The 15,173-nt window shown below is 55.9% G+C and carries 9 protein-coding genes; all 9 read right to left on the reverse strand.

Going from position 1 to position 15,173, the window contains the following annotated elements; all coding sequences use genetic code 11:
- Positions 1-5: 5 nt before the first annotated feature.
- The 9 genes from pglZ to BLU48_RS24015 all read right to left on the reverse strand — a co-directional run bounded on the left by pglZ (position 6) and on the right by BLU48_RS24015 (position 14,925).
- Entirely contained in the window at positions 6-2,324 is a 2,319-nt protein-coding gene (pglZ, locus tag BLU48_RS23975; RefSeq protein WP_057024542.1) for a BREX-1 system phosphatase PglZ type B, read from the reverse strand.
- A gap of 32 nt (positions 2,325-2,356) precedes the next feature.
- Positions 2,357-4,093 (reverse strand): DUF262 domain-containing protein, encoded by a 1,737-nt coding sequence (locus BLU48_RS23980; protein WP_197678339.1) that lies wholly within the window; start codon positions 4,091-4,093, stop codon positions 2,357-2,359.
- Between the two features lie 60 nt (positions 4,094-4,153).
- On the reverse strand, positions 4,154-7,630 hold the full coding sequence (locus BLU48_RS23985) for an Eco57I restriction-modification methylase domain-containing protein (RefSeq protein ID WP_197678340.1): 3,477 nt from the start codon (positions 7,628-7,630) through the stop codon (positions 4,154-4,156).
- A gap of 50 nt (positions 7,631-7,680) precedes the next feature.
- Complete coding sequence (gene brxC, locus BLU48_RS23990; protein WP_057024539.1) at positions 7,681-11,145, reverse strand: BREX system P-loop protein BrxC; 3,465 nt, start codon at positions 11,143-11,145, stop codon at positions 7,681-7,683.
- Between the two features lie 65 nt (positions 11,146-11,210).
- Entirely contained in the window at positions 11,211-11,756 is a 546-nt protein-coding gene (locus tag BLU48_RS23995; protein WP_057024538.1) for a BREX protein BrxB domain-containing protein, read from the reverse strand.
- Positions 11,749-12,528: a hypothetical protein gene (locus BLU48_RS24000; RefSeq protein WP_057024537.1), complete on the reverse strand. Its 780-nt coding sequence runs from the start codon at positions 12,526-12,528 to the stop codon at positions 11,749-11,751. Before BLU48_RS24000 ends, BLU48_RS23995 begins: the two co-directional genes overlap by 8 nt.
- On the reverse strand, positions 12,528-13,421 hold the full coding sequence (locus BLU48_RS24005; protein ID WP_057024536.1) for a WYL domain-containing protein: 894 nt from the start codon (positions 13,419-13,421) through the stop codon (positions 12,528-12,530). Before BLU48_RS24005 ends, BLU48_RS24000 begins: the two co-directional genes overlap by 1 nt.
- A 129-nt stretch (positions 13,422-13,550) precedes the next feature.
- On the reverse strand, positions 13,551-14,219 hold the full coding sequence (locus tag BLU48_RS24010; protein ID WP_057024535.1) for an inovirus Gp2 family protein: 669 nt from the start codon (positions 14,217-14,219) through the stop codon (positions 13,551-13,553).
- Positions 14,220-14,697: 478 nt separating this feature from the next.
- The gene (locus tag BLU48_RS24015) at positions 14,698-14,925 is read right to left on the reverse strand and encodes a helix-turn-helix transcriptional regulator (RefSeq protein ID WP_057024534.1); all 228 of its coding nucleotides are present in this window, start codon (positions 14,923-14,925) and stop codon (positions 14,698-14,700) included.
- Positions 14,926-15,173 lie beyond the last annotated feature (248 nt).

Raw genomic sequence — 15,173 nt, forward strand, 5'->3', positions numbered from 1 at the left:
TCCACTTATTCGTCTCCTACCAGAGTTGGTTTTTTCGCCAGCACATTGCCCCGGTCATCCAGAAGCACCAATACAGCAGTAGTGCCCTCGTACTGGTCATCTACCAACAGAGTGCACTTGCCTTCTTTCAGCGGCTTGCGCTTGGTTATTTCTGAATCCGGGTCAGCCGGGTGCGTTCTGAGTACCGACAGTACCCCTTCAGCACTGGTTTGCGCCTGGACTTTACAGGTCAATCCCATCCAGCGCAGATCCAAAAGTGTTGCAGAGATCGCTGAGGTCGTAACTGGTGCTTTTGTGCTGCGCACCTCTAGCACCGGGGTCAAACACTCCTGCAGGCTCAGACCACCGTGGTCATAGTGCTGTCCTGCCTTGAAACTACAGGCACCTGGAGCCATGGCAATACTGACGGCACCGTTCCAGTACCAACCAACCTGCTGATAACCGCTGTCCACAGAATCCTTGATGACCGCGCAGCGGCCCCAGCGCGTTTCGGTCAAATGTTTGGCCAATTCGACCTTCACCATCGGTGCGGGCGTCAGCATCCAGCCGTGGTCGGTGACGATGCGAATTTTGCGCCAGCCTGCTGCCAGGAGTTCTTCAACTCGCTCCACGACTTCAGCCAGCAAGGTATCAATTCGCGCCGCCAGCTTGAGCCCCCTCACGTGGCCTTCTTTGTCAATATCACCGCTTTGCACCCAGGCATTGGATGCTGCGTCGCCTGAATCGCCCTCATCCAGGTACTGCCAGCCTTTTTCCTGCAGAAACTTCTTCAGGTAATAAGCTGAGAAGTCCTTGTCTTCGTCCAGCAAACTGGGCTCAAAATCCCGGTCAGTGGTTCTGCCAGTCAAGCGGTTATGCACAGGGGTTACCGCTGCTTTCGCGGTTGCCGTAACTGAGGGCAAAGCCGCCCAGTTTGCCGAAAGCGTTACGGCTCCCAACCTTTGCAGAGCCTGATTCAGGCGTTTGGCGATGTCATAACGCAGCCCATCGACAAAAAACACTACTTCGCCTGCCACGGCATACTCAGCCGTGGCTTCATTCACCTGGTTACTGCCCGGATAGCCCTTAGACTTGATCACGCCTTGGAAATTACGCGTCACCTCATCCAGCCAAGGCGTGTAGATCAGCGCGAGAATCTGCTGCACAAGAACTTGCTGGCTTGCTGACAAGGGGAAAGCCAAGGCTTTGAGCATCTGATCATCAGCCTGCCAGTAGTGCTCCCGATACTGCGCGGCCATTTCTTCCGCATCAATGCCGGAGAAGACCTTTGTGGTTTTCTCAGCCACTTGGCTCAGGTGCTCAAGAACGCCTGCCAATGGAGCCAGACCGAGCTCAGACCAAATCCAAGTACGCCGCGGCGCATGCCGTTGCTCAAGTGTCCGCAGGCTTTGGCGAACCTGGGCAGCACCTTGCTCTAGCAACTGCTGTAGCGTCTGCTCCAGGTATTGCTCTTCACTGACATTGATGGTCGGATAACTTTCACCGCTTGAAGCCAAGTCAGGCTGGACCTTGAGCAACAACTGCGGCAAGAAAGGATAATGGTGGCAAGACTCAGCATAACGTTGCCATACACTGCCCCAAATACCCTGGCGTTGGCACAGCAGCTCGGCGGCCGTCAGCTCACCAGCCAGGTCAGGATTGAAGTGATACTCGGTTTCGCAGATACCGACCAGGGCTTGCCAGCGTGATACGTCCCAACGTTCACGGCAACTCTTGCTGTCATTCATCCAACTGAGCAAGTCACGCACCGGATCACTGCTTACCAATTTGTTGAAATCAGCCGCTTCCAGGCGGCGGTTGATCAGCTCATCACGTTCACTTTCCAAAATCTCAGGCAAAACGCGCTGCATGGCTTGTTGGGTTTTCTCATCTTTAGCTACATCCAGCCCGGCTCCGCCGTTACTAGAGATCAAAAAGGCGTTCACCGTCCAATCACGGCCAGAGTTGTTGTAGATCCACCAACAACCCCGGTACTGAAGCTCAGCCAGCGGCTTGAGGGCGTCCGGGCAGGAGCCGATAGCACTTAAGTCGCGACGCGATACGCCCGGTAAATATAGGATCGGCGTTCGATCTGCCGGAAGCTCGATGTTGGGTAGTGCATTTTCGACCACACATTTGATCCAAATAGCTGGGCCGGCTTTCTTAGCGGGGGCGTAGTCACCCAACACAATCAGCTCCGGCATTGCAGCTTGCAGCAATGGTAATGCTGGCTCCCACTGGCGCAGTATGTCAGTCCACAGGATTACGCTGGGAGCAACTTGTACATTGGAGTTGTAGGCAGCGCTGTTCCGGATTTCGGTGGCCAGCAAATCAATCAGTTTCATATCAATCCTTGGGATTCATTAAGCAGGCTTGATCATGCGACCGTAATAACCAATGGATACTTCGCCTGTACCTCTAGCACCAACTGTACCGTTCTCGCCTCCAGCTTCTCCACGGTCCAGCTGTCCTCCGTGGCCAGTGCTTGGTTCAGATAGAGGCCGTTGTTGTAGCCAACCTCTCTGCCCTGGCTGTCGGTGCGGCTTTGCTTCTCAGCAAAGCTCTTATTGCCCAGCGCGCTGTTATAGCCAGAGATGGTTAGGTTACCCAGGCAATGGGCGTAGGTCTGCCGGTGTTGTTCGGCCAGGTTCGCATCCCCATCGGCAATCATCTGCACCCAACTGTCAGGAATGTTTTCACCCTGGGGAAAGATATGCTCGATGGTCCATACGTACTGTTTGCCCTTCAGTGCCCACAGATCGACCTGGGTTTCGCGTGTCATGCGGCTTTCTTCAAGGGCGCAAAGCACAAAGCGACAGACCGCCTTGTTGTCTTCGTAGATCGGACCTCTGAGGCTTTTCTCGAACTGCTCATCACTGGCGCTTTCGGCTTTAAGTGAATGCTGAATATGACTGACCACATCGCCAGAACGCAGCTCCCGGATGGTCTCAGCCACATCCATGAAGATACGTGTCAAATCACGGGTAGGCGGCAAGTCCGTCGTATTGCGCCGAACAAAGAAGGCAATCAGAAAGCTCACTACCTGCTCAAGGTGCTCATGCTTCAGTTCCAGGTCGGTTTGGGGCTCCATTATTACCATCAGCAGCAAATAAGCGGCGGCACCCTGGATGCGATCCAGAGAGAGCAGCAGGCTGGAGAGTTTGTGCTGCTCAGGCACAGCACGATAGCCGACAATTTGGGCATAGCGGCTGGACAGGCGAATCATGGCGTGCAAAAAGCCCTCAGCATCATGAGCGATAAGCTTTTCATACACCTGCATCAGATTTGACTTAGTGGCCACCGGTACTGAAACGATATTCTTCAAATCGGGTTTGAAGCCGTTGTAGTACTGGCGGAAGAAACGCTCCTGGACGGTATAGTCATCACCCAGGGCGTCAATCACCTTCTTCCAGCGGTTGTACTGCGTATCGATGCTTCCGGGGTCTTTGGACTCCAGCACTGCCAGTAACTTGTTCTTGATCAGGTCAATGGCCGTAAGCGGTACACCTCGATTGTTCAGCGACTCAAACAGGGTGTAAGCGTCGGAATGCCCGGCGACTTCAATCTTTACTAGGGTGGCGGTGTTTACCTTCTCCAGCAGGGTTTGCAAGCTGGCGATGGGGTCAGCGCTGTGCTCCAGGTACAGCTCAATGCGACTGATAAAATGCCGGAAGGCTTTCAGCACGCGACGGTTGCCCGCATTCGGAACAGGATCCACATCGTCCAAAATGCCGGTCTGTCCGAGCACCGCGAAGTAGTCCTGCTGGTTGTTGTTTTGCACCTGGGGAATCAGGCGCGGCTGATCCGGCTTTTTCTTCAGCACCAGTTTGTGCTTGAGGTTATAGAGCTCAATCTGCTGCTCCATACCCAGATTCGGCAGGGTACGGTAACTCTGATAAATAGCCGCCAGCAGCAAAGACATCGTGGTCATGCGCTGTTGTCCGTCTACCAGCTCCAGGCTTTGCACCGTCAGCGCATCCTGCGACTGGTTAATGCAAATGATCGAGCCGAGAAAATAATGCAGCTCGTTGTCCAGCAAATCCTCGAATAGCGCATCCCACTGCGCCCGACTCCAGGTGTATTCACGCTGGTAGCGCGGGATGGCATATACCACCCCACTCTCGATATCGAGCAGGGTGGAGACCGGGTAGTTGTAAACGGACTTGATCATGGGCTAGCTCCTTGCCGCCTGTTTTTCAGCCAATGACAAGTGGTGATCATTAATTCGCGCACCTTCGCCTTCATCGTATTGCAGGCCGAGTGTGTACCAGGGAGCGGATTCGACGTCTTTGCCGCGGTCTTTGGTCCATTTGATATTGGGCATCCAGCGCAGGATACCGGCGCCTTTTTTGCCGACGTCGCGGGCATAAAGGAACGGGCGGATGTTAAGGCGCACACCGTCGTTGAGGTCGGGGGTCCAGCCTATGGATTGTTCGGCCAGGGGCTTCCAGCGCACGAAGATGTCGTAGGGCTTTTCGCCTTCGAGCGCGGCTTCGAGCTCCCCCTTGAGAGCTTCAGCGGCCAGTAGGCGCTCCTGAGCGCCGTCTTCACCGTTGGCCATTCCGGTTTGTTGGGTGCGGATCCAGTCACCAAGGTAGGTGTAAATCAGACGCTCTAGGCCGGCTTTGTCGAGTTTGTGGTAGTTGACCAGGGCGCTAAAGCCGTCTTTAAGGCCGTCCCAGATGTGCCAGATAAACGGCCGGTGCTGAAATAGTTTGCAGTGCTGCTCGAAGAATTTATCGCGTAGCCACAAGCTGAGGGACTTGCTGCCGACGGTTTCCAGCAGACGGTTTTTCAGTGGCGTAGTCCAGGCATCACCGTAGGCGGCTTGCAGTAGAGCTTCAAGGCGTTGGTCGGCGGCCTTTTCACCGCGCACAGCAGGCAGGCAGACGATGCCATCGTCATCCGCATAAGCATCGAGCTGCTGGCAACGCTGCGCCCAAGCGCGCTGCTCTGCGGCCAGTTCCATTTCCGAATCCATCTCCGCCGGCCAGCGGTAGCCGAGCAGACGGGCGACGGCGACTTGCAGCACGCTGTCATCGACTCGCAGTTCGCTGTGGGCAGTCCACATTGCCTCTTCGTCCCAAATTACCGAGCCGCAGGGGTGGCCGTGGAAGATCCACTGGGTGGGGTCGTTGGTGTACGGCTTGGGCAGACCATTGGGATATTGTTCTTCGGCGACGTTTGTCCAGTGGACGATGTCGAAGGGGACTTTAACCATAGTTCCACTGGCCACTATGACGTTTTGATCAACCTCTCTTACACGATCATGAAACTCCGGTGACGCGCAGTATGCATATATCGCTTTGAGATCACTCATGTCACGAGGAATGATCGCAGCCATCGACTTGTCATAGCGATTACCGAGGTAAAAAGAGCTTCGCAAACCTCTCATCAGCGCAATAGAAATGCCCTTCCTTTGCCATGCTTGCTGCCCACTCTGATCTTGATTATGAATTCTGTCACGGTATAGCTTATCCATACCTCTAACTCTGTTAGTCGCATAATCCCACGCAACCAACAAAGATAAACCATCAAACATCACATCACTATTCTGGGCCGAAGATTGCAACCAGTCCCAATTGTGCGGCTTTCCGTCAAACTCCCAATAGCAACGCCCAAACTGTTCAAAACCACCTGTCCCCAACCCAAGAAAGCTGTCTGCGTGCTCAGCCAACAATGTCTCGGCTCCGAGTACATCTAAAGCAACGCGAGCATCTGGATTCTCCAACTGCCTCCCCTGCTCCACACTCTTCACTTCATCCGTCAGCAACCCCGTCGCTTTCTCCGCCGCCGTGCGCGGTTCGGACACATCCACCCCGCGAATCCAGTTACCCGGCTCGCCACTATGAAGTAGATCCGCCGACTGGCCCGCCGCATTACCACGGCTCAGAGTAATTAGTGCAACGAACGCACCCGCTGCGGCTGAGGATTCAAACGCCCCTTCACCCATCCGCACAATCAAATGCCAGCTGTCGTTCTGCAACAGCTTTTCGCGGAATTTGCGGTAGCTGGTCAGGAACAACCAGTTCTGCGGCAAGACAATGCTGGCTGCCCCCCCCTGCACACAGAACTCCAGACAGCGATCGAGAAATACTGTGGCCAGATCGTTCTTGCCTGCGGGATAATAGGCCTCGCAATAGTCCTTGAGGATCTCATGCTGCTTACCACGCGCCAGGTACGGCACGTTGGTAATCACCCAGGTGTACTGCCCGGCCAGAAGCTCGGCGGCCTTGGCCAGGCCTTGAGCGACGACACCCGCTTCCAGACGGTTAGTGTGGGCAGAGATCTCTCCGTCGGCCTCGCTGTGCTGTTTTATTTGTTCCTGCGAGAGCGCCTCGCCCAGCAGTTGCTGCAATTCGCTCCACTGGGTGATTTGTGCTGCCTTGCTACGGCGCGGGTTGATCAGGCTGCCGAGCACCGGCGCATCTTGGAAGGTCTGATACATCCAGTCCAGGGCGATGGTGAGGTTCTGTTTGCCGGCCCTACGGCTGAGCTCTTTCCACTCTTCGCGAGCGGCGGCGATGGACAGTCCACTACAGGCCAGGTGCAATTCCGGCAGGCTGCGGTAGCCACCGGCCTGCGGGTAACGCCAGGCTTCCAGCGCAACAGCAAAGGCAGCCAGCTCCACGCAGCGTTGGTCCAACTCCAGGCCGTGTAGGTTGTCGCTGAGTACGCGGTCGATGGCCTGTTGCGCCGTGAGGCTCTCGGCCTGCATGCGCATAGGCACCAGCATCAAGAAGGCGGCCACCAGAAAATGGCCAGAGCCGCAGCAGGGGTCGAGGGCTTTCAGTTCACTCAGCTGTTTAGGCCAAGCATCGAAGGTGCCAGAGGCGGGTTGCCATTGCTGGGTCGTTTCATCTTTCACAAAGCGCAGATAACTCAGTGGCGCGCCGGGGATGGCGGCTTTGTCGCGCAGTTCCTGTTCGCTATTGGCGTGCTGCCAGTCGCTGTCACTCAGGCGCTGGCCGGCCCACCAGGCACCCAGACTGTTATCGAGCAGAAAACTGACCATATAGGGCTCGGTAAACAGCTGGGTGACCGGCGAGAGTTCGTCGGCACCTATCTTGACTTCGGACTTGTTGACCTCTTCCTTGCGCTTGCTCTGCCAGAACTGATAAACCCAACCGAGGCTGTCCTGGGCCTGAAAGGTTTCTAAGGCCAGGCCAGTCCCCAGTTGCTCCAGGCTGCGCTGATGTTCTGGGGCAAGCTCCAGCTCGAACACTGGCGAATCAATGCGGAAGATCTGCGGTAGCATCTTCGAGGCCAGCACCCCAGCCAGCTCCCAACCGCTCTGGCAACGGCGTTCAAGTTCGTCGCGAGCCACATCCGGGTCTTGCACCAGCTCGTTGCATTCGGCCAGGGTCAAGTGCGTGTGCTCGTCATACATGAGCAGGTTGTTCTGTTCCAAAAAGCGCGCAAACAACATGCGGTGCCAGTGTTCGTAAGCGACTTCGGTGACCAGCTTATGGATCGTTTGCTGTCCATTGGCGTCTTTGCTGTCACCCAACTGGCGCCCATGGGCACGCAGGCGGGTGCGCAGTTTTCGCTGCTCATCATTCAGGTAGTCGGCCGGTTTAGCATCACCTACGCCCAGTCGCTTGAGGGCCTGGGTGGCAGCCTGCTCGGCAATGTCACGGGCTTTGACCACGGTGGTTTCCAGCGCACGCCGCAGGGCTTTATCGAGGGGCAGTCGAGTCATCAGAAGGTCACCGGTCCGTCGTTAATTTTGTCCAGGATTTGTTGCTTCACTTCTGCCAGCCAGGTGTCGACGTCGGCCTCGGTCTCAAATGTTTTGCGCGGCAGGCTGATGCGCTGCAGTTTGGGTTGCAGCAGTTGAACGGCTTCCATGCGTGCACTATCGAATTTACTGGACAGCGATTCAGTGCGATCGGTCCACTGCTCCAAGCTGACGTCATTGAGGCTGTCGATGATGGCTTCGGCGTCGTTCAGCACCGGTTGCGCCAAGGTAAGCAGTTTACGTTTGCCGAGGATGTCGCTTTTTTGCTGCTCACTGAGTTGCTGCCAGTGGCTGTCGCCCTGCAGTTGAATCAGGCATTCGGCATACCGTTCCTGATAGGCCTGCACATGGAACTGTATGGCATCGCGCAGCTTATTGACCAACTGCTGAACCAGGCCGGATACCGGATTGGGTTCATCCAGCAGGGATCGATGGCTGACTATGGCATCCACCTCGGTCTGGATAGCAGCATGGAAAGACAGACCACGACTAAGATCGAGTAAGTTTTTGAGCAGCGCCCAATCACCGCGCCGAGCTTCGATAAGTCGGGCAATATCGGCCCAGGCCTTGATCGCCTGTTTGATGGCGTCTTGCTCATCGAGCACATGCTTGAGTTGTGCATTACCAGAGTGACGCGCCAGCTCATCGAAAATACGGCTGTCGGGGGTTTTCGGCAGAGGGGCCTCCCCCCCTGCTCGCTTGGCCAGTTCACGGCCTTTTTCAGCTAGAAGGGGCAGTTTGGTAGCTTCTTCACCGGGCTGGCAATCGATGCCGCTGCTGCTGAGCACACCGCGTATTTTGATCAAGTCTACCGGGCGGATGGTGATGCTTTCCGGCTTAAAGCTGGTCTGGGTGATCTGCTTGCGATCCAGCGTTGTGGCAGTAACCGGGTTGTTGCGGTTGTCGTAGGCAATGAGAATACCGGTGGCCATCAGAATGGCTAGGCCTCCGTCGATGGCGTCCTGCGGCCAGCCGTAGGGGGCCGCGAGAAAGTGCTCACGAATCTCGTTACCTTTTTTCGACACACCAATATAGCGCTTAATGGCAGCGCACACGGGCTGCTGCTCGGCATCACCGCTGTAGCTCAGCGCTTCCAGGGCATTTTGCCCACCCTCTTTGCTCGCGCGGTCGTACACCTTACCCCAGCCGGTATGGTCAGCGGCATCGAAGTCGCGGTAGAGGCGAATCAGCGAGGCTTTAGCAGCAGTTTCTACCCGGTCGGCAATAGTGTTGCCGTCTACTTCGTTACCGCCGGCCTGAAGCACCTGCACGCCGTCGAAAATTTCGCGCAGCAGTGCTTGTACCTGCTTTTGCGCATCGCGGTAGCGGGTTTCCATCGCACTACGGGCATCTTTGCCGGCATCGGTATTGGGGATGCCGCGCTTTTCCAGAGTGGCATGAGCGGCGTTCTCAGCGATGATGGCGCTGGTCAGCTCGGAGCGGTTGCGCGCCGGTACAAAGACGAAAATAGTCGGCTCGCCCGGCTGCCGGCTGCGGGCATCGGCGAGGAAGCTCTTCTCATCAATACTCCACCCGTCCTGTACCCAGGCGTATACTTTTTCTTTGGCGTCTTTGGGCAGCTCGGAGTCAAAGCAAGGGATCACTTGGCGCGGCTCATTGCACTTGCCCTGGGTGAGACGCACCTGGGCTACCTGGCGGCGCAGTTCTTTGTGCAACAGGTCTACGCGGATATTTTCGATACGCTGCATATTGCCGCGCAGGTCAGCTTCTTCCTGACGAAGAGTGTCGTACCATTGCGCACTCTCCTGAGTTTGCAGACGAAACTCGGTGCCGGTGCTGGTTTGCATAGGCATAACAAGGCCTTCGTCGGCCAATGCCTGCAGCAGTTTGGGCACGCTGGTACGAATAGAATCCTTGCCGCTATTGAGGTCATCAATCAGCAGGTCAGCCAGCATGTCGGGGGTGGCCCGCACTCCGCAGTCGGCGGTGGGATCTGAGGGCAGTTTACCGATCAGCAGCACCAGCCCGAGAATGCGCGACTTGAGCTTGTCGTCAGCATCGCCGGCGGACAGGCGACCAATGGTTTCGGCGATTTCTTTGGAGATGACGCCGGTCTGTAGCAGGTTGACGGCGATCTGGTTGTAAATGAAGTCCGCCGGCACCACATGGCCCAGCGGCAGATCGGCGGTGGCCTGGGCGGCTTCGTGGATGACCTTGAGCTGGTTACGCAATTGCGAAACAGTGCCGGTGGTGTCGACAATACGCAGCACTCGCTCCCAGAAGCGGCGGCGCACAGGCAGCAGCGGGTAATCGGCCAACATGACTTTTTCGTCATCCTGGTGATGCTCGATTTTGGTACCACGCAGCTGGCGCGAGATCTCGCCCAGATGCGATTGCAACATCTGCTCCAACTGCGGCTTGGCCGAGGCTTTTTTCAGCAGGATGACCTTACGGATCACCGACTCGACATCGGTATCGGACAGCTGAATTGGAATCTGGAAGCGACCAAGCAGACGCTGCAGATTAGGCATGCCCGACAGGGCGCTCTGGCCGGTGGCAACAAACAGCAGCTTATTCTGAAAGACGGAATGCTTGCAGCAGGTTTCTACCACTTCTTGGACTTGATGCGCTTTGTCAGTATCGGAGCCGACGTACTGTTGCACCTCATCGAGCACCACCAGGGTGAGCGGGAACTGGCCTTGCGAAGCTAAGGCATCGTGGATGGCGTCGACCATCTGCTGGTTGGTGACATCCTGGACATTGGGGTACTGCTCGCGCAGCAGCTGGCGCACACCTTTAACATCATCGCCTAGCGTACTGTCCACCTCAAGCAATGCTCCTGCAATGCTGCGGGAGACGTATAAGTCTTCCAGTTCGTCGTCCCAGCTATCTCCCGCGGTTTCGACCTTGTCTTTGACTCGATCAAAGATACCCTGCTTTTTCAGCCACAGCACAAAGCGGGCCTGATGGTACTGCTCGGGTAGATCGGCGGACTTGAACACAATGTTGAGCAAAGCCAGGCGCACGTTGTTGTTGGCGCCGGAGCCAAGAGTACCGGAGGCAGCATGCAGACCGCCGTGGCGGTTCGCGGCGTTGCTCAGCTCCTTGAAGTGGTCTTTGACGTCCTGCGGCAAATCGGCAATATCGCGAGCAGAGACGCCATCGCTGAACGGCTGGTTAGTCCACAACGCGCGTAGCATCTTGGCCAGGTGCGATTTACCTGAACCGAAGAAGCCGGAGATCCAGACGCCGGGCTGTTCGTGCTGACCGCCCAAATTGCGCAGGTAGGCAGACAGAATCTTATCAAGACCGGCTTGGTATTCACCGTCGCAGACGAAGGTTTGCAGCTCGTAGCGCAAGGTCTTGAGTGCCTGGGCTGACTGGTCGTCCTTTACTTCGGCCACGCCGTTGTTTTCCAGACGGTTCTGCTGGGGGTCGAGCTGGTAAATCTCGCGGTTCAACATCCTGGGCGTACTCCCTTTGCGCCTACTGCGCCAATCTGTGCGTTAGTGTCTTTATACGGCTGAATTCAGTTGTCAGCGGTGATCGCGGTAGCCTGGTAACCCCAGCCGTCGCGGGCATCGAGCAAGCGGTAGCCGTTATTGATGTACTCGCCAGGGAAAAGTACCAAAAGGCGCCCTGGGACATGCTCAGCCAACTGCTTTACAAAGTCAGAGACGGAGGCAAAACCAAACAGAGTGCCGCAGCCCATGAGCGCGACGACGGTCTTTTCATCGGTTTGGCTGTTGATTCTCTCTGCTAGCTCTTCGACCGACTGGCGAACAAAGGTCTTGTACTTGGGAGCCAGGGTATCCGGGTCTTCAAAGTAGTCTTCGCGGTACTTCTGCTTGGCCATCCAGTCAGAGAACAGGCGGGTAACATCCAGCTCCAGCCACGGGTGGCCGGCGCCTTCAGTGGCCAGTCGAAACTCTTCAACCCTGGCACGCAGTTTGAGTTCGTCTTCTTTGTGGTAAACCGCAAACAACACCCGCTGCTCATTGGCCAAACCCTTCAACCAGGGCAGGCTGATATGGCTGGTGTAGCTCTTGATAAGGCGGTTCAATCGGTTACTCATACAACCAGGACTCCTCTTCCTTGGTCAGGTAGTCGGGAAAAGTCACTTCCACCACTTCACTGGAGTGTTTGAAATTAATCATCCCGCTGTAGCTGGCCTGACGGGCCAACTCCAGCAATCGCTCCTGGCGGCTGCTAAGCAGGAGGGTCCACTTGCTGGTAAACAGCCGGTTGCCGGTGGCGCCCTGCAGATAAGCGAGAAACAAGGCAAACACAACGTTGACCGGGCGCACGTCGGGTTCATCACGGTGCTTTTTAATCCGCCCTTTCAGAAAGCCCGCATTCGTCCAGGTGCCGTTGACGTTCTGCGCCAGTGATTTGAGCATCGCTTTGCTGTAGCGATCCGGGCATTGTTCGTCCAGCGCCTGCTCCATTTCCTCACGGGGCAGCCATTGACCTGGCGCCAGAGAAAGAATCTTGTCCTGGGACAGTTGCAGCAGTGGGTCCCGAGCCAGCGCCATTTGGCAAGCAAGCATGGGTCTTGCCGATTCGTCGCTTTCCCATAAACGGCGAAAGGTCCGAAACAACGGGATAGTGACATCCATGCCATAAAGGTCGATGAGATGTCGCCACGTCAGTTTTCTTGCCTTCTCGGTCGGCTTATGTAGGACGTTGAAGAGCTCTATGTCTTCCTGGTATTGGGCTGAGATTGTCTCAACGCCGCGACCATGAAACAGCTCGGTAATCTCTGCCAGCATCATAGTGCGGGCGGAATGGGCACCGTTGCGGCCGAACTTGAAGCCGAATTTTTGTTGGGATTCAGTCGAGCTCATCAGAGGCGATTCTCATCGTAAAAGCCTGGGGCAATGTACAGGTTGACCTGGTTAGCGACCCCCTCGGGGTCACGCAACGCCAGTTGATACTCATCAGGGTGCAATGATGCCTTGGGACTGCAGTCAACGCCCCAACGCCGCAGCAGATAGCCGGCCATTACTGCCCGGACTGACAGCTTGATGGATTGCCCGGATTCGAGACCATAATCCAGCTCGATGGCACGGGAATAGGTCGCGCGGGGGTGCGGGATCAGCTCCAGCTCCACTTCACGATTCCACTCCCGATCCTGAGCCAAAGACTCAACCGTTGCATCGATCAAGCCGTCCACTTCGTCTGCGACGGTGATGCGGGTCAGCACAAAATCCCTGAACTCGGAATGCGCTCTACAGTAGGCGCGCGTATGCCAGCGCTGGCCAGTATTGACCAAGCTGTGCGGCACAATTTCACGTGTAGATTCACCGTTGCTAACAGACACATACCGGATAGTCAGCGCCTTGGCGGCATATATGGCACGAGATACCGCTGCCAGAATATCTAGATCGGGCTGATTTAGTATCGGCGCAGAGTCAACAAGAATCGGCTGGTCGCAGGCTTCCAACCCCACCCCTTGGCCCCAGGTCAGGGTTTGCAGGGTATGTTCACAATCATAGATGAACAGCGGCTGGAAGCATCTAGCCCGGCGATACACCTTGTCACTGTGATCATAATCCAAGTTATCAGGTGCCAACTGACGGTAGAGAGTGAAGTCCCGAGTGGCGTTTGACAGTGCAATGCCAAAGCGGAGAACCAGATCCTGCCGGGACACCTGACCACGAAAACGCGCTAGGAAATCGATCTGCCAAAGGCGTTCGCGTTGATTAGGTGAGGCTCCACCCGGTGCCAGATTCGGCATTTAAATTGATCCTTGTCCACACTGCCATCATTAGTCATGCTAAAAATGATGATAACAGGGCATCTGAGCGACGAACCAGGGATTTCGATAACGTTGCACCTCTACTCGAGTCAAGACCAGAGGCGTGGTTTAGCTCCTGCTGCATCCAAAGGCATGATGGTTGTCCCCATACAACTTCGTAGCTGACTTGCACAGGTAGCTGGCGCGGTAGAACAGACCCGGCAGCACGTCCTCATCGCCGGCACGCAGATACCGGTTTAATCGGTACTCTGCGTTGCGAGGGATCTCGACCAGCCCGTCAACTTGATCGTCAGGCAGGCCCAAAGCACTGGCCCATGCCTCCTCCATGCGACTAAAGATCCTTGGTCGTCTGGATACAAGCCGACCTACTGCCCGGTACGCATCTCGATTGAGCAATATCACCAGGTGGTAATGAGGCCTGTTGCCATGCCCCACTTCTCTGGCCCAGACGTAGCGGACCTTGCAGTCATGAGCGTACAGGCTCCGCTCACGGGCCTTGTCACGGTTATGCTCGATCTTCGCGCTGAAGGAAGCTACGAACCTACTTATGACCTCATTCGTGTACGCATATTCAGGTAGATCGACTCCGAGCGGCAGACGGAGATCCACTCTAAAGGCCAGTACTCTGGAGTATTGGCTAAGAGCTAAATCTATGGTGCGCTTCAAGCGGGATAGGTATTGCCGAACGAAGGGGCCTTTCTCGACCATGACTGGCAAGCCTTCGAAGGTGTCTTCGCGGTGCAGATGGAGATTGGTGTTATCGGGATGTCGAAGCATGGTTATGACTCTCAGTTAGTGAGTTACATAACCAGTGCCTACTGTGTAATTTTTAACCGCTACCTTTTCCGGGCCGATAGACCTCTACCGAGTAGATAGTTGTGATACCACCGGTATGCGAGCCAAAAGGGGTAATAGCCCATCAGGTGATGATGTATCCAGCCTACTAACCTTACAGGTGGTAAGTAGTAGTAAAAGCATATTACCCATACCGAAAACACCTTCCCCGATGTGCCTGGGAAAATGACCCCGACTAACCAGCCACACCGTCATTTTCACCCTATGCCTCACTCCGGAAATAAATCATCGTCCGGCAGCTCCAACAGCTCCGGCACTGGCCCTCTGACCTCCAGCAACCCGAGCGATGGGGAGCAACATAACCCGGACTTACTGGAGGGAGTGCCAAGTGGTCGGCAAGGCTCAACCGGCATAAAGGCCATGACGGGCTTTCGCCCGGTCATGGCCTAAAAGTTAGCTACTAGCTGACCACGCCCAGGCGGCCAAGTCGGACTGGAGAGTCTTCAGCCGAATCGCGCTCCTCAATCCTTGCCAGGATCCAGTCGTGTACCTCGCTGTCTACCCAGCCGACGCAGCGATCCCCCAACGAAACCGGCTTCGGGAAGGTGCCCTCCCCGATGTACTTGTAGATGGTCGACCGTGCCAAGCCGGTCGAATCGATTACTTCTTTCAGGCGAATGATCCTCATGAGCGGGCTCCTCTGTTAGCTCAGAGGATCTGCAGTGGCAGTAAAAAAATACTGCTCAGGAACAATCCAAAATCGTAATCACGGCAATCACTCTGTAAGTGCCTGGACTTTCCGCATCAGCGTCGGTGCGAGCACTTATGCAGCAGTGAGCAGACCCGCCATGGGAATAACTTCAAAGGAGCGTAACCATCCCTAGTCAATCCTGACCTCAACGAATTGCTTATGTCACGCCACTGGCATCGCAGGTT

Origin of the sequence: Pseudomonas synxantha, from assembly GCF_900105675.1 — a bacterium.
Lineage (GTDB): Bacteria > Pseudomonadota > Gammaproteobacteria > Pseudomonadales > Pseudomonadaceae > Aquipseudomonas > Aquipseudomonas synxantha.